Origin of the sequence: Paenibacillus cucumis (ex Kampfer et al. 2016), from assembly GCF_019748695.1 — a bacterium.
GTDB lineage: Bacteria > Bacillota > Bacilli > Paenibacillales > Paenibacillaceae > Paenibacillus > Paenibacillus polysaccharolyticus.
In genome coordinates this window covers 40,622-58,411 of record NZ_JACLIC010000033.1, presented here as the reverse complement: position 1 = coordinate 58,411, position 17,790 = coordinate 40,622, and the positions used below count along the sequence as shown (strand labels likewise).

Sequence of the window (17,790 nt, the reverse complement as noted above, 5' to 3'; positions counted from 1 at the left end):
GAAGTGGGGGTGTTGATTACGCATTTGCGATATTGACATTTTGTTCCATGTATAGGTATATTATTTTGTGCAAACGTTTGCAATAATTGAACTTATCATCAACGTATTTGCCGGTGTCATACCCGATAATCGTTGGTTTATAAGAGGTTATTCATTTCTTAAATATGCAAACGTTTGTGCAAAAAGGCGTTATCTTGCTTGGATCGCTCGAAAATTTTTTTAGCAGAGAATCAAAGAATGACAGAATTACAGGAGAGAGGAGGCGCGATAGCAGGCTCATTTTCACAACCAAACAAAAGATTCGTTAGCAAGGTTCTACTGACTTTCAAATGAATTCAAATTCATGGTCCCCACAGGGGCAACAGATAAGGGAGGAAAAACATGAAGCTTGCGCGCAGGCTAGGCGCATTCCTGTTGGCATTATCCATCGTTGTTTCCACACACACCACAGCAGCATATGCTGAAATCTCCGCTTCCCATGTGTACCATAACCATATGCCGAATTTTTGGGCTTACTACGATATGTCCAAGTATGCTTCCACACCTGTAGGATCACCCATCCGATACACCTATGACGGGCAAGTCATAGAATTGAAAAAGAATCCCCCAGCAGGTTATCCGTATTTTCTGCCTGGTGGTGCACCGATGCCACATGACGATCTGGTCGCTTATTACACGCATCATGCGAAAACAGGAGCCTATCTCAGTTGGCCATGGCAAGTAGCAGGCGATCTCAAAAATAACCATCCAGCCGCAGGCATGCAGGTAACCATGTCAGGCTCCCTACTGAACAATGTAGACAGCTTTATGTATACTAACAATGTAAACGGTTACAATAACAAATCTTGGGGTACTCCTTGGAAGAACGCGTACAACAATCTGAAAACGACCCATGGAGAACGCACGATGGACCTCGTTCATTTTTCCGGGCACCACTCCATGGGGCCACTTGCGGGTAATGAATATTTGCTCAAGGATCTGATATACCAAAATGCAGTCATGGCTCAACCCTTCTTCCTAGGGGACAGCTTCAAATCATCCAAAGGTTTCTTCCCGACCGAGCTTGGCTTCTCGGAACGCATTATTCCCGTGCTAGATCAGCTGGGCATTGAGTGGTCTGTTATCGGCAACAATCACTTTTCACGTACCCTCAAGGATTATCCGTTTTTGAACGATCCTGGCAAGGATACGATGATTTCTCCACCAAATCGAGCCGATCTGCAAAACACCAGTAGTGTTGGTGCGTGGGTGTCTGCACCGATGTTCAATGAAAAACAGGTCGTGTACAACAAATACCCGTTCGCCTCTACACCGCACTGGGTGCGGCACGTGAATCCCGAAACCGGAGCAGAGAAGAAGATTGTTGGTATCCCTGTAGCTCAGGCAGAATCATGGGAAGAAGGCTACCAAGGCTCGGTGAAGGCAGATGCACTCAAACCATTTGAGGGACTAGTGGATCAGAAGCAGTTTTTTGTTATTGCGCATGATGGGGATAATTCTTCAGGCCGTGCAGGTTCTGAGGACACTTGGCGCAATGCAGGCGATGTGACTTATGCACAACCCGGGGTAAAAGGAGAGAGCATTAACGAGTACTTGCGTACGAATACGCCAAAAGCCGACGATGTGGTACATGTGCAGGATGGCTCGTGGATCGATACGCGTGACTCCTCATCCGATCCGACATGGTATCACTGGCGTCTACCTTTCGGCATCTGGAAAGGACAGTTTGATGCGTTCAACAAAGCTACCGGTCTTCAACTGGAGCCCAAAAAGAATCTGGACGGGGTTCAGGAAGGCATGACGGTATCCTTTGAATACGGTTATCACTATCTGGAGCGTAACTTTGCCCTGGAACAGGCAGCGCTCAATTATGCAAAGACAGCCGAACAAATATGGCTGGATGCCAACCCGAACCATTGGAAACCTTCTACAGCACTGGATCGGGAGATCACCTACGAAGGCAATCAGCTGAATCCATGGATGATGGCTTACCCAGTCAAGGGAGATCCGGCAAACAATTATAAGGGTGGGGCGAACCCGGCAGAGCTGAGCTGGTATTTCCTTTTGCCAGCGCTGGATTCCGGTTTTGGATACTATGATGAAAATGTGGATGACGGTGTGAAGCCGACACTATCATTTAATCAGTCTTTGTTTTTCTCCAAGCCATACGTTAATGGTCAGCTAGCTAAGGATCGCACAGGTCCATCGGTATGGTGGCCGCAGCGTTATCCGTATAATCCAGGGAGTGCCAATGTCAGTAAGGCAGAGGGATGGACGCTTCATTATTTTGACAATACGTTTGGCATCTACACCTACGCTTATGATGTGAGCGGGATTCGTGATATCAAAGTGAAAGTACGGACTCATCGGGATAAGCAGGCGGATGCAAAGGATAACACTTTCCGTGTGTATGATCCGGCAGCGCTCAAAGCCAAAGGTGTGTCCAACATTGATCCTTCAAAAGTGAGCCCATGGCAGGAATATCCGATGACCAAGCGTGATTTGAAGCCGGACATCAACGGGGTGGCTTGGCAACCAAGCAGTACGGACATGTTCAAACGTGTACCGGCTCAAGAAATCGGGGATATGTATTATACCTATTTCAACGATTTCAGGGATCAACTGGTTGATTATTATATCGAGGCTACGGACGGAAACGGCAATGTGACTCGCAGTGAGATTCAGACGGTATATGTAGGTACGGGAAAATACAAAAAGGATGCTTCCGGTAAAATCGTGGAAGACTCAAACGGAACAATCCAGGGCATACACCCGTTCCTAGTGGTGGATCAGACGCCGCCTTCCGTTCCAACCGAGGTGAAGTCCACACGTGTAACGGATCGCAGTGTCACTCTTCAATGGACAGCAGCTACGGACAATGTTGGTGTCGATGGTTATGATATCTATCGGAATGGCACCAAAGTGGGCACTTCCCAGACGACGGAGTATACAGATACCGGACTTGAACCTGCCAAAACCTACACGTACAGCATTAAAGCCAGGGATAAGGCCAATAACATATCTGATGCCAGTCAAACTTTACAAGTGCAGACACTCGTTGCAGATACTGAGCCACCAACAGCACCGACGAACGTTGTGGTTAAAGAGTCTACTTCATCCACTGTAACTGTGGACTGGGTAGCAAGTCAGGATAATTACGGAGTTGCGAGATACGACATCTATCGTGATGGAAGTAAAGTTGGAGAAGCAACCCGACTGACGTATACCGATTCTTCTCTCGCTCCCGCAACCAATTATGTATACACCATCAAAGCCGTCGATGCGGCAGGAAATGTCTCGGCCGTCAGTGAGTCAGTCACGGTAAAGACCAAAGAAGGCAATGTGGTCACCATATATTACAAACAGGGTTACACCAATCCATATATTCATTATCGTCCGACAGGTGGAACCTGGACGACGGCTCCGGGTGTAAAAATGACGGCAGCTGAAATGCCAGGATACATGAAAATGACCGTGAATGTAGGCACTGCTACCGGACTTGAAGCGGTTTTCAACAATGGCAGCGGTACGTGGGACAACAACGGTGGAAAGAACTATCAGTTCCCTTTAGGGGTGAGCACCTATAATGCAGGGGTCATCACTCAAGGTGGGCCACAAGTAGATACGGCTCCGCCTAGCGTACCCACAAATCTGACAGTCACCTCAAAAGCTTCCGATCGTGTATCCCTTGCTTGGAGTCCATCAACAGATAATACAGGTGTAACCGGATACGAAATATTTCGGGATGGCGTCAACATTGGCACAAGCACAACAACTGCGTATACGGATACAGGTTTGAACGCTGCAACAGCTCATGCTTACTATGTTGTAGCTTATGATGCAGCGCAGAACAAATCGGCAGCGAGTGCGGAAGTCCGTGTGACGACCGATGCTGCACCAAAGAGCAATAGTGTCACGCTCTACTATAAGCAGGGATACGCGCAGCCTAACATTCATTACCGTCCCGCAGGAGGGACATGGACGACACCTCCAGGTGTTCCAATCCCAGTATCAGACCTGCCAGGGTATAACAAAATTACAATTGATGTAGGTACATCGACCGGACTGGAGGCCGTTTTCAACAACGGAAGTGGTACTTGGGATAACAACGGGGGTCGCAATTATGTATTTCCTCTTGGGGTAAGCACTTATCATGCTGGTGTCATCACATCAGGAGCCCCAGCGGGAGCAACATTTTCAAGTAATGGTGACAGCCCAGTGACATCTTTGCCAGTAGAATTTATCCATGCTTCCCTTGGAGATTGGGACGTAGGAGCGCCTAAGTTGATGGTGTGAAGAAGAAAGGAAAGAAGCCTTGTTTATTGAGAACAAGGCTTCTTATTATGGCATTAAGAATATTGGCAGGAGGATATTCATCTGTTTATTTTTAGTGCAAGGATCAACTGTATTCATTGTTATCTAATGAACTTCATTCCAGCTCCACATCTTTCGAGGATGTATGGTTAAAAGATAAAAGAAAACGTATTGACAAGATAAGTTGTAACATTTATAGTTACATTATGAATTAGGGAAACAACCTTAACATAATAGTTAGTAAAAAAACGATACTGAAGGAGAGATTGACGATGAAAATTGCAATTATTGGTGCAACAGGTAAAGCGGGAAGTACTATTTTGAAAGAAGCGGTAGACCGCGGGCACGAAGTAACAGCGATTGTGCGAAATGCATCCAAATTAGAAGACAAAAGCCTGAATGTATTGGAAAAAGACGTATTTGATCTGACGGCTTCAGATGTTCAGGCCTTTGATGTGGTTGTGAATGCGTTTGGTGCACCAGCAGGCAAAGAAAACCTGCACGTGGAAGCTGGACAAGCCCTGATCAACATTTTGAAAGATGCTCCTAACACTCGTCTGATCGTTGTGGGTGGTGCGGGGAGCTTGTTCACGGACGAGTCCAAAACGCTGCGTGTTGTCGATTCCCCTGGATTCCCTGATGCGTACAAAGCAACAGCATCCAACCAAGGAAAGAACCTGCAAGACTTACAAGCATCTTCCGGCATTCAATGGACATTCCTTAGCCCGGCTGGTTTCTTCAATCCGGAAGGCGTACGTACTGGAAAATACCAGTCCGGCAACGATGTAATTATGGTAAACAGTGAAGGCAACAGCTACATCAGCTATGCCGATTACGCGATTGCGCTTGTGGATGAAATTGAGAACCCGCAGCATAAAAATGAACGCTTTACTGTAGTTGGCGAAGCGAAGTAATAATTAGATATGTTTGTAGGATAAACTAAAAACAAACGGACACTTGCTTGGATAAGCGAGTGTCCGTTTTTGTTGATGTAAAATTAATTATGATCTATCAGATGTTATCTATGATTGGGCTCATTATTGACGCTTTGGCATCTTGCTCTCATCCATGTACAGCAGATTCCAGCGATGACCATCCAAATCCGCAAACCCTGCACCATACATCCAACCGTCCGTCTCTCCTGGCTTGCCAAAGATGCCTCCTCCGGCACGCTCTACATTCTGAATAAAGGAGTCGACTGCTTCTCTGCTATCAGCACCAATGGAGATGATAACCTCTGCGCTATGCGAAGTGTCCACAGCTCTGGCTCCGGTAAATTTCTCGAAAGTTGCATAAGGAAAAAGCATAATTGTAGTTTGGCCTATGGAGATCATGGCTCTCTCGCTACCAACGTTCGTCGTTTTAAATCCTATTGCATTAAAAAAAGAAGTTGCCTTTTCTACATCTTTGACCGGCAAGTTAAACCAGATATCTTGTGACATCGTCATGGCCCCCATAGAGAAAGAATTTATCTTATTATACGCTATTATGAAGAGAAGCAATGCACTTCAATGAAACTGTGTGTTTAGACTGCTATGTATATTGTTACAAAATTGTATTTTTATAAGTATTTCTTTACTTATGTAAGGAACGAGGCGTATAATCCGTTGAGACATCAGAGATTAAATAGAGACACAGACAGAGAACATAAAGAGAGGTATGTTTCATGAATAGCGGATTAATTAATGCCATTATTGCGTATGTTATGTGGGGAATCCTCCCACTTTATTGGAAGCTGTTTAACAACGTGCCGGCTGGTGAGATTTTGTCACATCGGGTGGTGTGGTCATTTGTATTTATGGGGATTCTAGTAGCTATCCAGCGCCGCTGGAGTGATGTAAAACGAATCTGGACCAGCCGCTCAACTTTACTGTCGCTCACGGCTAGTGGACTGTTGATTGCGATCAACTGGCTGATTTTCATCTGGGCTGTGAACAACGGTCATGTGGTGGAGACTAGTCTTGGTTATTATCTGAACCCTTTGCTGAATGTGCTGCTTGCCGTCGTTTTCCTTCATGAGAAACCGAACCGGGGGCAATGGCTGGCCATTGCTATTGCAGCGATTGCTGTGCTGATTATTACGATCGACTACGGACGTTTCCCGTGGATCTCCATTTCACTGGCTGCATCCTTTGGTTTATATGGTCTGGCTAAGAAAAAGATCAAGCAAGATGCGTCAGTAGGCTTGCTGTCAGAGACGGCAGTTGTCCTGCCTGTTGCATTAGGTTACTGGATTTATCTTGGCATTGTGGGTAAAACAACGGCCTGGACATTGCCAGCGCCAATGTTTTTTGAATTGTTGCTTTCCGGCGTTGTAACCGCATTGCCGCTGCTGTTTTTTGCACGTGCAGCTGCCCGCATGTCGCTGTCCACGCTCGGATTTGTGCAATACATCGGTCCAACGATTATGTTGGTCCTGAGCATATTTGTGTTTAAGGAAACTGTTTCTCCTGTGTTGCTGGTTGGTTTCGCCTTCATTTGGGTAGCACTTATCGTCTATGCTATTGCTTCGATGCGTGCTACAAAACTGGCGAAGTCTGTCCAGGAACAGAAAGCGATCTAATACATCATAAAAGGGTTGAAAGACTTGAATTGATCTAGTCTTTCTGATGATTAGCCTTTCCATCCTTAAGGATGAGGAGGGCTTTTTTTTTACCAAATTCACAGTCGTAAGGCAACCTGAATGATTCTTTTATTTACAAATTAAGGAACGTATGTTCTAATTGTAGGGGGTGAATTTGTGCGAAAGACAGCATGCTATAGAAATGGAGAAAGATGTTCATGAAGTCCTCGTATTTAACCCGTGCTTTTTATTATCTGTGGACAACCCAAACAGCAGCCAATGCCGCGGACGTATTGTATATTATGGCCCTTACGGTTATGGTACTGGATCGTACAAATTCGCTTGTGTCTGCGGCACTTTTGCCATTGATTCGCAGTGGGGCTCAGTTGTTGAGTAGTTTAGTTGCACCGCTATTCATTCAGCGATTTAAGTTGCCCAGTCTACTCTTTTTTTCACAAACCGGGCAATTCCTGTTGTTCATCTGTCTGGCAGTGTACATACAGCTTAATAGCGTAGAATCCTCATTAGTGCTTGTGTTTTCGCTTATATTTGTGATGTCTTTTCTCGATGGGGGGACAACACCAGCTCGTAATGCGCTGATTCCACGACTGGTGACTCATGAACAAGGTCTACTCAAAGCCAATGGACTCATGAGCGTCAGCGATCAAGTTGTACAATTTGCAGGTTGGGGCCTAAGCGGCGTAATTGTTGCATTCATTGGATCAAGTTCAACGTTGTTAATCGCAGCTGTTATTTATGGCTTGGCAGCTGTATTTACACTTGGTGTTAAGGAACCAACGCATGGAGGGATACCAGAGAAGCGTGTGAATGCAGCAGCAGATATTTCTTCTGATCTGGGCACAAGTAGATGGCACACGTTAACCGAAGGTTGGAAGATGATATGGAAGACACCTCGTCTGCGAGTGCTTACGTTCATGGATATGATCGACATGCTTGGTGGCTCTATTTGGGTAGGTGCTTTCACGCTTGCGTTTGTGCAAGTGGCGCTTGGACAGGGAGAAGAATGGTGGGGCTTCATCAATGCAGCTTATTTTGCTGGAACCATTGGTGGTGGTTTGCTGGTACTTGCCCTAGCCAGAATCATTGGACGTCGATATTTTTCAGTCATGATGATAGGAATGGCAGGGTATGGAGTATTGACGGCATTCTATGCATTGAACTCACAGCCATTTATTGCGCTGATCCTCGTCATGTTGATGGGGCCATTTGCTGAGCTTGCAATGATTAACCGACGTACGTTGATTCAAAGTAGTGTGGCTAATCCGATGTTACCCAAGGTTTTATCTGCTCAAGCCTCCATGATGCATCTCATATTTTGCATATCTTTGCTAGGCATGGCATGGCTTGCTGAAATCATAGGCATCGTGAACCTCTATTTGTTTGCAGCCGTACTGACGATTCTGGCTATTGTTGCTGGTTTGCTGAATTTCAGGGTATTTCAGGAACAAAATCGTCAAATGATGAATTAGGAGGAGAATGATGATGGTTAATGATGAGTTGCTAGAGCGAAAGCCTGGTCGTTTCGTGCTACCAGGAAACAGGATTCGTTTCTTATCTCCGTTTCTTTTTTCAGTAATCATTGGCATGATCTATACGTGGTTAATCGTGAACGAAACGACAAACGGATATCTTGGCACACTATTGCCAAGTACTGATGGTGCGGATCTTCATCAATATCTACCGATTATCCTTCCTTCATTTCTATTTTCGTATGTTGTACAGAGAAAACACATGATCCTGATCGAAAATATATCGTTTAGCTGTATTCAAGCAATTATTGCTATCCTCAGTCTTTTTGTATCTCTTATAGCTGTTATGGTGTTCATGTAATTTCGAAGCAGACTCCCGTGAAAAGCCAAAGCACGTTTTTAGAAGCCCTTCCGCAAGGAGCAGCGCGTAGAGGAGGGGGCGGGAGCGATTCTGTAGAAGCGGAGCGTGCGCGTTTGTCATCGGATGTTCCCCTATGAAGGGGAAAATCCAGAACGATCCGAGGACAACCAGCGATCGAAAGAACGCCCCGCCCCGGAACGTCCACCCGCAGCTCCCCCTTCAATGTTTTCCTTTACCTCTGTGAAAAGCCTGAGCACGTTTTAGAAGCCCATCCTTAAGGAGCAGCGCGTAGTGAAGGGGGCGGGATCGATTCTGTAGAAGCGGAGCGTTCGCGTTTGACCTCGGATTTCCCCCTATGGAGGGGGAATTCAAACAGAAATCCGAGGACAACCAGCGATCGAAAGAACGACCCGTTCCCGTAACGTCCACCCGCAGCCCCCTCCCGCGCATGAGGCTTCTAACCTCTGTGCTTAGTCAATGAACCCTTCCATGGTAGCCGTTGGCATCATATTGGACTGCCAAGCACCTTTGGTGTACCCGGCATTATAACCTGGAGTAGCTTGTGGCTCCCAGTAGAATACACCTTTTCCTTTGCCACTTGGCAAATTGCGAATCTGATTTTTCATCGCTGTGACAAAGCTTTTTCCTGCCGCGGGCTGATTGTTATCCATGCCAATTTCGGAGATCATAATTTCTTTGCCATAACGATTAATCATATCTTTTGCATTGTTGACCGTGTTCGTCACAGCTGTATTCCAGCCGGAAGCAGAAGGGTAGAGGGACATTGCTATCATGTCAAAATTGGCCCCATTGTTGATCAGTCCACCGATATTCCAGACAAACAAAGCATTATCGTCTCCGTTTGCAAGATGCACCATTGTTTTGGTACCGCTGCTTATGGATTTTACAGCATTATGTCCTGTGTTCACGAGCCAAGCATAATTTTTCATGTTAACCGAAGCTTTACCATCATCCCACAACATACCGTTGCTGGTTTCGTTGCCGATCTGTACCCAGTCTGGAGTGACACCTTTGCTCTGCATGGTCGTCATAACGTCACGGGTATAGCTCCAGACAACATCCATCAACTGCTGGAACGTATAATTTTTCCATGCGGCTGGCTTAGTTTGTTTGCCTGGGTCTGCCCAGGAATCGCTGTAATGCAGTGTCAGCATGACACTCATACCTGCATTTTTAGCACGTTGTGCGAGAGCGGCAGCGCGATCTTTATTCATGTAACCGTTACCATAATCATTCGAAGGATTAACGAAAACACGGATGCGAACAGAGTTAATCTGGTAATCCTTTTTCAAGATATCAATGATGTCCCGTTGTACCCCGTTTTTATCTTTCCACTTGTACCCTTGAGCTTCCATGCCGGGAACCCAGCTAATGTCTGCTCCTTTGGCAAAACTCGGTGCGGCACTGGCGTGCTGACCTGCAGGTAGCAGGATCGAAGTGATTAATAAAACAAAAGCTAGCAAAATGCTTGTCTTGAAACCCCTTACATTTCTAAACATAACAACATGCCTCCTTGGTTATAAGTTGAGATGCATCCTCATTATAGCCTTCCGAAATCATGGTGCTAAAGGGTCCGTTTCCAATATTTTGGTTGTTTTCTTAACTTCTCATCTTTTTCCCATGTTACATTCCTATGTATTATATAGAAAAAGACAAAACAAAAAGCCGTCCGAAGACGGCTTTTCTACCCGTGGCGCTTTTTAAAACATTGATCCGTATCCCGCGCCTCCATTACCATCCAATTTATTTGGAAGTAGTGGATCGGGTAAGGGACACGTTCAACATGACATTAGAAATGTTGACGCACCTCCTTTCCTTGTGGCAAGAGTATACAACACTCTGTTTCGGAAAGCTAGTCTTTTTTTCATATTTACGCAAAAATTATTTTTCGGTTTGAAACATCGTCGTGTCCCGAGCATAATGGCTTTTCGTTCCATCCTCATTGCGAATTCGCACGCTGTCATCACTGATCTGCTCGACAATGCCGTGACCGACTTCACAATACACACCTGCGGGATCTTCCTGCCATGCGGTAACCACACATTGGGACAGGGCAGCGGTGAAAAACTCGATGTTTTTTTGCAACGTTCTAGGTTTGTTCGATTTCATGAGATACTCCTTTAAAATAACGTGAATTTGGAATAATAACGACAGCCGATCAAATCACACTGTAGTTCACTTTAACTTGTCTATTGTGCTTTGTAAAGGGATGGAAAAAGTTGCGGTCATGAGTTATCATTTACATAAATTTAACACTGCGTTAACATTCCGATGACGCTTGGAGTCGATTACGAATAGTACAATTATAGTAGAAGTTCAAATAAGAATTGACATGCATCACATTCGGAGGCCATACATGCATAAAGATATTAAAACAGGCAACTATGTTAATCGTGATTTGAGTTGGGTTGAATTTAATCGGCGTGTGCTTCAAGAGGCACAGGACGCTACAACGCCTATGCTGGAGCGGATGAGGTTTCTTGGCATTGTTGCCAGCAATCTGGATGAGTTTGTCAGTGTCAGGCTCGCAGAGACCAAGGAGAAAATCAAGGCTGGATTCACACAAAAAGATTTCACGGGTTATACCCCTTCGGGGCTGTACCGCAGACTCATTAAACGAACCGGGGCCATGGTCGCGGAGCAATATAAAACGTACCGTGAGCTCATTCGTCTTCTCGCCAAGAAAGGCGTGCACATCCAGGAGTATGTGGATCTTAATGTGACGCAGCAACGGGCAATGGATCAATATTATCATGACATTATTTTCCCGGTGCTTACGCCGATGGCTATCGACCAGAGTCGGCCTTTTCCGCTGGTGCACAACAAGTCCGTTTATCTGTCCGTAATGCTGCAAAAAGAAGATGAGCAGGATGGCGAGCCATTTATGGCGATCGTGCAGGTACCTTCCAATCTTCCTCGCATTGTGAAGGTTCCTCTGAGGGCCAATAGCAAGAAAAAAAGTTTCATTCTGATCGAAGACCTGATTAAACAGCATGTGCACACCTTGTTCAGCGGATATGTATCGCTGGCTGTGCAGGAGTTCCGGGTAACTCGAAACGCAGATCTCTCCATTAATGAAGAAGAAGCGGAAGACTTGCTGGAGGCCATCGAAAAAGAGCTGCGTCGCAGACGTCGCGGAGCCCCTGTCAGACTGGAAGTGTGCAAGGATTTCCGTAGTGACGCGCTACAGGAGCTGCAAGAGGAGTTTGAAATTCAGGACCCGATCTTTGAAATTGATGGACCGCTGGATCTCAGCTTTTTATCTGGATTTGTGGATAGCCTCGAAGGTTTCTCACATCTCAAATATGGTCCTGTACAACCTGTATATCCGCCTGAGTTCCTGCCGAGAGAAAGTCATTTTGAGCTACTTCGCAGACAGGATGTGCTGGTTCATCACCCGTATGAATCGTTTGAACCGGTGACAGATTTTATACTGGAAGCTTCAGAAGATCCACAGGTTCTGGCGATCAAAATGACGCTTTACCGAGTCAATGGTGACTCGCGTCTTATTCCAGCGCTCGCGCTCGCTGCAGAGAGCGGGAAGCAAGTTACCGTTGTTGTGGAACTGAAAGCCCGATTTGATGAGGAACGGAATATTGCATGGGCTCGGAAGCTAGAAAAGGCAGGCTGCCATGTCGTTTATGGTTTGGTCGGTCTGAAAACACATGCAAAAATCATTCTCGTTGTACGCCGGGAGCAGCAAGGGCTGCGCCGATATGTTCACGTTGGTACGGGGAACTACAACGAAAGCACCGCCAAAGTGTATACGGATGTAGGTTTGTTCACCTCTAACCCGATCATTGGTGAGGATGCATCCGAACTGTTTAACGAGATTACCGGTTATTCCGGCCCGAAGGCACTGCAAGCATTCCGTGTTGCGCCAGATGGCATGAAGGACGAGTTGTTCACATTGATTCGCCGAGAAACAGAGCATGCATTAAAAGGCAAACGTTCCCGAATTATTGCCAAGATCAACTCTTTATCCCATCAGGAAATGATAGATCAATTATATGTAGCTTCGCAGGCAGGGGTGCAGATTGACCTGATTGTCCGCGGCGTATGTTGCTTACGTCCAGGTGTAGAAGGGCTGAGCGAGAACATTCGAGTCATTAGTATTGTAGACCGTTTTCTTGAACATTCCCGGTTGTTTTACTTTGAAAATGACGGTAACCCCGATGTTTTCATTTCCAGTGCAGACTGGATGTCACGTAACTTAAATCGACGTATTGAGCTGATGTGTCCTGTATTTGATCCTTCATTGAAAAAAATGCTGGTGGATATCCTCAATCTGTCATTGAATGACAATGTGAAGGCCAGAGAACTTATGCCAAACGGCAATTATATATTTGTAAAAAATGAAAAGCCCCCGCTGAGAAGTCAGACGGAGGCGATGGGAATTATCCCTTGGAAGCCCGCACAATGGAGTGTTTTAACGTAACTCCCCAGGCTTCTTGCAAATCTTTGACGGCATCTTCCAGGCCGTTCAGTTCCAGTAAAGGCTCGTCTGTACAGGTCAACGTGACCTGCAGCGAGTCTTTTTCTTTGACCGCGTGAATGGCGGCAATGCTCTCTGCACGATGGATCGCTTCGGCCGCACGCAGTAACGAGCCGATGCGGTGAGCATGCTGTGTATCCGAATCTTTCAGAATGTCCTCATGCTTCTGTAGCAGTTGAGGCGTTCTTTTTTTCGGATGATAGTCGGCTGCAATGGCACTTAAAATTGTTTCCCTGTGGGACAGACCGTAAATGCTTGCATTCATAATCCAGTATGCCGAGTGTTGCGTGTACCGGAAATAGTTAATTTGTTTGCCAGCCATATGAAGCATAGAGGATGTGTACAAAATTCGCTCATCAGAGGCATCAGGCGTAGCCTCTTGCAAAGCGGTGTATAAGGTAACCGTATCCTGATGAATCCGGTTCAGACGTTTCTCCGGGATCGGTGGGCCGTAATAAAGGAAATTACGGATGCTATCCTTTAATGCATCAGGTGCGGAAGGCTGACCAGCAGCGAGATAATCCCTCAGAAGCCCGTCGCGAAGTCCTGCTCCGCTTACCACATAACGATCCCCCTGGATCATGCGGAAGACAGTACGCAGAATCAATACGCCTGGTACGATGATGTCAGCTCGATCCTTAGCAAGACCTGGCACTTTTTTGCGTTGAGCGGAAGTAAGATAGGGCAAGGAAAGGGCGATATTATCCATCGCTTCCTCTCTAATTTCATAGTGATGCGTTACCGGCAAAGAATATTGCGTACGCTTTTGTTCTACTTTTGCGAGTGTACGCATTGTACCACCCAGTCCAATGAGTGGCAAACCGGGATGTTCCTGAGTCCAAGTCTGTCCCTGTAATGCTTCAATAACTTCATTGCAAAGGGATTGTTCATTGGCCTCGGTCCATTGATCCTCGCCTCCATAACGGGCATGTGAATTCACGGCACCGATTGGCAGCGAGACACTGTGCAATCTTTCGCGATTGCGGAACACGGTGATCTCCGTACTGCCCCCTCCAATGTCAACGACAAAACCGTCGGTCAGGTCAATCGACTGTATCACGCCCAGGAATCCGTAATAGGCCTCACGATCTCCCGAGACACATTCAATCGTAAGTCCAGTTTCATTTTCCAGCCATGCAATAATCTGCTCCGCGTTGGTCGCATTGCGGATCGCGGCAGTTGCTGCCGCTCGAATTAGTTCAGTCTGATAAGTCTCACAGGTGGCTTTAAATTGCCGAAGGACGGTTATGGCAGTGGATAGAGATGATCTTAGGATACTGCCATCCGATTCCACAACCCCGCTTAGCCGGGCAGCATATTTGTCTTCATGAATAATGCGATACGCTCCGTCTTCACTCACCTCATAGATCACTAGACGAATAGAGTTTGAGCCAATATCAACAATTCCAAGTGTTTTATTATTTCGTGTCATAAGCATCTCCTTCTACAAAGGTCGGTTACCCGTAATGTAACAGGGCAGCCAGGGCTTCCGGTGAGCCTGGAGGCGTGGCAGAGAAGGGCGTGGTGAACATCACAACGATGATAAAGACGATGAAACAGGCAAATAAAATACAACTTACGGCAAAGCCACGATTGCGTTTTTTGATAAACAGACGAATACCGATCACGAAGAGAAGTACCGTCACCGCGACCAATACAATGGACATTGCGAAATAGGCCACGCCATAAAGTGATTTGAAAAATGCTTCCATGTCTTTTGAACGCTCCTTAGATCCTCATTTTTAGCCAAAACAAGTCATTCTTTAGTAGCATACGACAGATTGAACCGTTTGAAAAGTAAACCGGCGTTTGTCCTGGAATCCATTTAGCATAGCAGGACATGTTCCACAGAAAAGGGGCCTTTGCCTTGGACAATCATCCAAGAAAACCATGCTTGGAGTGAGTATGTATAAAGAAGGATCATGGTTTGGAGAGAGGAGATCAACCTATGTCGAGACAGTTAGCAAGCAAATGGCGGAAAACTGCTGCACTGATGAAATATCCGGTAGCTGCTGCTCATATCCCGCAAACAAAAGTGTTTAATCCAGGTAACCTGCTGCACATGCTGCAACGTTATGGAATGGTATATGTTAAACCCGTTGTTGGAGGCGGTGGGTACGGCGTAATCCGGGTATCCAGCAGCGGCGGGGTTTTTAGATATACACATATGAAAGTTACTCGTTCTTTTGCAAGCTTTACTAAGATGTATCGCTCCCTTGTAAGGGTAAAGGCCAAGCGAAGATATATCATTCAACAAGGAATTCATCTCGCAACCATTCATGGAAGACCTGTGGATTACAGAGTTAAGGTAGTAAAGACGGGACAGGGTTGGGTATTTCGTTCTTTGGTTGGAAGACTTGCACGTCCAGGTCTGTGTGTAACGAATCTGAGTAAGGGGGGAACCATGCTGTCAGGCAAAAGAGCACTTGCCTTATCCCTGCCTCACATTGCTAATCGATACAAGCGGCAGGAGATGCGTTCTTTAACATTGACTTGCACACATATCATGGAAAGTCAGTTCCCTGGCATAGGACAGTTGGGATTTGATTATGGACTGGATCACTCGGGCAGAATATGGATTTTGGAAGTGAATACCAGACCTCAATGAAAATTACTGGAAACGTTAAAGAAAACGGGAGAAAAACCGATAGTATATACAAGAGAAATTGGATGAAAAGCGTTTGAAAATTTTCACTTTTGGGTAATACATTCGGAGCGTTCGTGGAAAATATGAAAATTGCTCTAAATTTTCTTTGAATCCCGAATTTCATAGAGATGTTATCTATCCTGTGTATAATTAATGTCCACATTATCCACTGATATATATTCTATGTTTTTTCCAATTATCAACAAACTATACACAGGATTTCCACACGTCGTTGTGGATAACAAGAACGCTTGTTCTCTTGTCCGATCTCTGATATGATAGTTTTGAGGAAAATAAAGGAAAGGTTGTGGCGGGAAATGGCTATGTTATCCGATGAGATGTTGTTGGATTCCTACCATAAAGCGATCGAATTGGATCTCGAAAGAGATTTCATCGCGCTGCTATTGGCAGAAATCCATAAGCGCAAACTGGGTACTGACGTATCTGCCATACTTCACTAGAGATCCTCATTGCAGGCAATGTTACAGGTTTCCGGACAAGTCCCATAAAGAGACAGGCAGTAGCATACTTGTCTGACAATGGTGACAATACATCAAGTGATTGCAAACGCTCTCGGTTTCGTCTGCCATGTCAGAGGAAGCTTGAAGTTCGTAGGGGCTGTATGGTCCGGTGTAGTCGTCTAATTTGCCGCATTCTGACAGTCCCTGAAAGCAGTGGGGACAAGCCTGCTCCGGTACAACCAGACCGTTACACAGCGGGCATATATAAGACAAGGGTATCCCTCCTGATCATGAGATTGCTCAGGAGTAAGATACCCTTTTTTGTACCATATTATGTGATTGCTTTGAATTAGCGTTTCATATTACTGCTGTGTCCAGGAGACAATTTGGCATCCGGATCGAAGTATACTTTTGCATTATTTACTGCAGTTGGAGCTTCACCGAAGCCAACAGCAATCAGTTTCAGCTTGCCTGGATACGTCGTAATATCGCCGGCAGCAAAAATACCAGGAATAGACGTTTCCATGCGGGAGTCGACAACGATGGAATTGCTGTCAATTTCGATACCCCATTCAGCAATTGGACCGAGGGAGGATACGAAACCAAAGTTAACAATGACATCATCCACTTCAATTTCCTGTGTTTCTTTCGTCTTAACATGAGCAAGAGTAACCTTGGTAATGGTGTCATCTCCGTGAAGTTCCGTAATTTCAGTCGGTGTCACAACGTTAACTTTGGAGTTCATCAGGTTTTCCACACTGTGCTCATGTGCACGGAATTTGTCCCGGCGGTGAATCAGAGTAACCTGTTCAGCAATCGGCTCAAGCATAAGAGCCCAGTCTACAGCAGAATCTCCCCCGCCGCTAATCAAAACTTTTTTACCGGCAAAAGCGTTTAAATCACTGATGAAGTAATGCAGGTTGGTTTTCTCAAACTTCGCTGCACCTTCGAGTTCAAGGCGACGAGGTTCAAATGCACCAACACCCGCCGTGATAATAACCGCTTTGGCATGATATTCATTCTCATCTGTCTTTACGATGAAATGCTGTTCTTCTTTTTTCTCCACCGACACCACTTTTTCTTCCAAGCGAATGTTCGGGTTAAAGTGGCTCATCTGCTCGATCAGGTTATTCACGAGTTCCTGAGCAGTAACTTTCGGAAAACCGGCTACATCATAAATGTACTTTTCCGGGTAGAGGGCCGCGAGCTGTCCACCAAGCTGTGGCATACTTTCAACCAGTGTAACGGAAGCCTGACGCATACCTCCATAAAATGCAGCGAACAGGCCCGCAGGACCGCCGCCGATAATAAGTAAATCGGTCATTTCATGACCGGACGTCTGTGCAGTCAAAAATCAACAACACCTTTCTTATTTTAATAGGTAGAGAACAGTGATTATTTTTGCAAATTACGTCACATAATCTGCATGGGTGCCAAA

15 protein-coding genes are annotated in these 17,790 nt (G+C 45.8%); 8 read left to right on the top strand and 7 right to left on the bottom strand.

Going from position 1 to position 17,790, the window contains the following annotated elements; all coding sequences use genetic code 11:
* The first annotated feature begins 381 nt into the window (after positions 1 to 381).
* Positions 382 to 4,296 (top strand): carbohydrate binding domain-containing protein, encoded by a 3,915-nt coding sequence (locus tag H7T88_RS28830; protein ID WP_260511019.1) that lies wholly within the window; start codon positions 382 to 384, stop codon positions 4,294 to 4,296.
* A 290-nt stretch (positions 4,297 to 4,586) separates the two neighbouring features.
* Entirely contained in the window at positions 4,587 to 5,228 is a 642-nt protein-coding gene (locus H7T88_RS19615) for an NAD(P)-dependent oxidoreductase (protein ID WP_090919539.1), read from the top strand.
* A gap of 123 nt (positions 5,229 to 5,351) precedes the next feature.
* On the opposite strand, the gene H7T88_RS19610 is transcribed toward H7T88_RS19615, so the two are convergent.
* The gene (locus tag H7T88_RS19610) at positions 5,352 to 5,756 is read right to left on the bottom strand and encodes a VOC family protein (protein WP_154891067.1); all 405 of its coding nucleotides are present in this window, start codon (positions 5,754 to 5,756) and stop codon (positions 5,352 to 5,354) included.
* Between the two features lie 224 nt (positions 5,757 to 5,980).
* On the opposite strand from H7T88_RS19610, the gene rarD reads away from it, so the two are divergent.
* The 3 genes from rarD (at position 5,981) to H7T88_RS19595 (ending at position 8,728) form a co-directional block, all read left to right on the top strand.
* On the top strand, positions 5,981 to 6,877 hold the full coding sequence (gene rarD / locus H7T88_RS19605; RefSeq protein WP_221789962.1) for an EamA family transporter RarD: 897 nt from the start codon (positions 5,981 to 5,983) through the stop codon (positions 6,875 to 6,877).
* A gap of 218 nt (positions 6,878 to 7,095) precedes the next feature.
* Positions 7,096 to 8,367 carry an MFS transporter gene (locus tag H7T88_RS19600; RefSeq protein WP_221789961.1) on the top strand — a complete coding sequence of 424 codons (1,272 nt, stop codon included), beginning with the start codon at positions 7,096 to 7,098 and terminating at the stop codon, positions 8,365 to 8,367.
* 7 nt (positions 8,368 to 8,374) lie between these two features.
* Complete coding sequence (locus H7T88_RS19595) at positions 8,375 to 8,728, top strand: hypothetical protein (protein WP_221789960.1); 354 nt, start codon at positions 8,375 to 8,377, stop codon at positions 8,726 to 8,728.
* A 470-nt stretch (positions 8,729 to 9,198) separates the two neighbouring features.
* Here the strand turns inward: H7T88_RS19595 and H7T88_RS19590 are convergent, their stop codons facing one another.
* Both H7T88_RS19590 and H7T88_RS19585 read right to left on the bottom strand, forming a co-directional pair.
* Positions 9,199 to 10,248: a glycoside hydrolase family 53 protein gene (locus tag H7T88_RS19590; protein ID WP_221789959.1), complete on the bottom strand. Its 1,050-nt coding sequence runs from the start codon at positions 10,246 to 10,248 to the stop codon at positions 9,199 to 9,201.
* 382 nt (positions 10,249 to 10,630) lie between these two features.
* A complete protein-coding gene (locus tag H7T88_RS19585) occupies positions 10,631 to 10,858 on the bottom strand; it encodes a hypothetical protein (protein WP_090919517.1) in 228 nt (75 codons plus the stop codon).
* Positions 10,859 to 11,105: 247 nt separating this feature from the next.
* On the opposite strand from H7T88_RS19585, the gene ppk1 reads away from it, so the two are divergent.
* Entirely contained in the window at positions 11,106 to 13,187 is a 2,082-nt protein-coding gene (gene ppk1, locus H7T88_RS19580) for a polyphosphate kinase 1 (protein ID WP_221789958.1), read from the top strand.
* Here the strand turns inward: ppk1 and H7T88_RS19575 are convergent.
* Together H7T88_RS19575 and H7T88_RS19570 are read right to left on the bottom strand one after the other, a co-directional pair.
* On the bottom strand, positions 13,147 to 14,676 hold the full coding sequence (locus H7T88_RS19575; protein WP_221789956.1) for a Ppx/GppA phosphatase family protein: 1,530 nt from the start codon (positions 14,674 to 14,676) through the stop codon (positions 13,147 to 13,149). The genes ppk1 and H7T88_RS19575 overlap by 41 nt on opposite strands.
* A gap of 25 nt (positions 14,677 to 14,701) precedes the next feature.
* Positions 14,702 to 14,956, bottom strand: coding sequence for a hypothetical protein (locus tag H7T88_RS19570; RefSeq protein WP_154891060.1), 255 nt, complete (start codon positions 14,954 to 14,956; stop codon positions 14,702 to 14,704).
* A gap of 236 nt (positions 14,957 to 15,192) precedes the next feature.
* Between H7T88_RS19570 and H7T88_RS19565 the strand changes: the two genes are divergently transcribed.
* Together H7T88_RS19565 and H7T88_RS19560 are read left to right on the top strand one after the other, a co-directional pair.
* The gene (locus H7T88_RS19565) at positions 15,193 to 15,852 is read left to right on the top strand and encodes a YheC/YheD family protein (RefSeq protein WP_221789954.1); all 660 of its coding nucleotides are present in this window, start codon (positions 15,193 to 15,195) and stop codon (positions 15,850 to 15,852) included.
* A gap of 356 nt (positions 15,853 to 16,208) precedes the next feature.
* A complete protein-coding gene (locus tag H7T88_RS19560) occupies positions 16,209 to 16,352 on the top strand; it encodes a sporulation histidine kinase inhibitor Sda (RefSeq protein WP_024632651.1) in 144 nt (47 codons plus the stop codon).
* A gap of 21 nt (positions 16,353 to 16,373) precedes the next feature.
* Here H7T88_RS19560 and H7T88_RS19555 read toward each other — a convergent pair whose 3' ends face one another.
* Both H7T88_RS19555 and H7T88_RS19550 read right to left on the bottom strand, forming a co-directional pair.
* Positions 16,374 to 16,625: a hypothetical protein gene (locus tag H7T88_RS19555; protein WP_139168882.1), complete on the bottom strand. Its 252-nt coding sequence runs from the start codon at positions 16,623 to 16,625 to the stop codon at positions 16,374 to 16,376.
* A gap of 76 nt (positions 16,626 to 16,701) precedes the next feature.
* Entirely contained in the window at positions 16,702 to 17,703 is a 1,002-nt protein-coding gene (locus H7T88_RS19550) for an NAD(P)/FAD-dependent oxidoreductase (RefSeq protein WP_090919501.1), read from the bottom strand.
* Positions 17,704 to 17,790: the final 87 nt, after the last annotated feature.

What these genes read in the sequence shown, in the direction of transcription:
- rarD (WP_221789962.1), top strand. Translation starts at nt 5,981, where the DNA reads ATGAATAGCGGATTAATTAATGCCATTATTGCGTATGTTATGTGGGGA.
- H7T88_RS19585 (WP_090919517.1), bottom strand. Translation starts at nt 10,858, where the DNA reads ATGAAATCGAACAAACCTAGAACGTTGCAAAAAAACATCGAGTTTTTC.
- H7T88_RS19610 (WP_154891067.1), bottom strand. Translation starts at nt 5,756, where the DNA reads ATGTCACAAGATATCTGGTTTAACTTGCCGGTCAAAGATGTAGAAAAG.
- ppk1 (WP_221789958.1), top strand. Translation starts at nt 11,106, where the DNA reads ATGCATAAAGATATTAAAACAGGCAACTATGTTAATCGTGATTTGAGT.
- H7T88_RS28830 (WP_260511019.1), top strand. Translation starts at nt 382, where the DNA reads ATGAAGCTTGCGCGCAGGCTAGGCGCATTCCTGTTGGCATTATCCATC.
- H7T88_RS19560 (WP_024632651.1), top strand. Translation starts at nt 16,209, where the DNA reads ATGGCTATGTTATCCGATGAGATGTTGTTGGATTCCTACCATAAAGCG.
- H7T88_RS19615 (WP_090919539.1), top strand. Translation starts at nt 4,587, where the DNA reads ATGAAAATTGCAATTATTGGTGCAACAGGTAAAGCGGGAAGTACTATT.
- H7T88_RS19590 (WP_221789959.1), bottom strand. Translation starts at nt 10,248, where the DNA reads ATGTTTAGAAATGTAAGGGGTTTCAAGACAAGCATTTTGCTAGCTTTT.
- H7T88_RS19595 (WP_221789960.1), top strand. Translation starts at nt 8,375, where the DNA reads ATGATGATGGTTAATGATGAGTTGCTAGAGCGAAAGCCTGGTCGTTTC.
- H7T88_RS19600 (WP_221789961.1), top strand. Translation starts at nt 7,096, where the DNA reads ATGAAGTCCTCGTATTTAACCCGTGCTTTTTATTATCTGTGGACAACC.
- H7T88_RS19575 (WP_221789956.1), bottom strand. Translation starts at nt 14,676, where the DNA reads ATGACACGAAATAATAAAACACTTGGAATTGTTGATATTGGCTCAAAC.
- H7T88_RS19565 (WP_221789954.1), top strand. Translation starts at nt 15,193, where the DNA reads ATGTCGAGACAGTTAGCAAGCAAATGGCGGAAAACTGCTGCACTGATG.
- H7T88_RS19570 (WP_154891060.1), bottom strand. Translation starts at nt 14,956, where the DNA reads ATGGAAGCATTTTTCAAATCACTTTATGGCGTGGCCTATTTCGCAATG.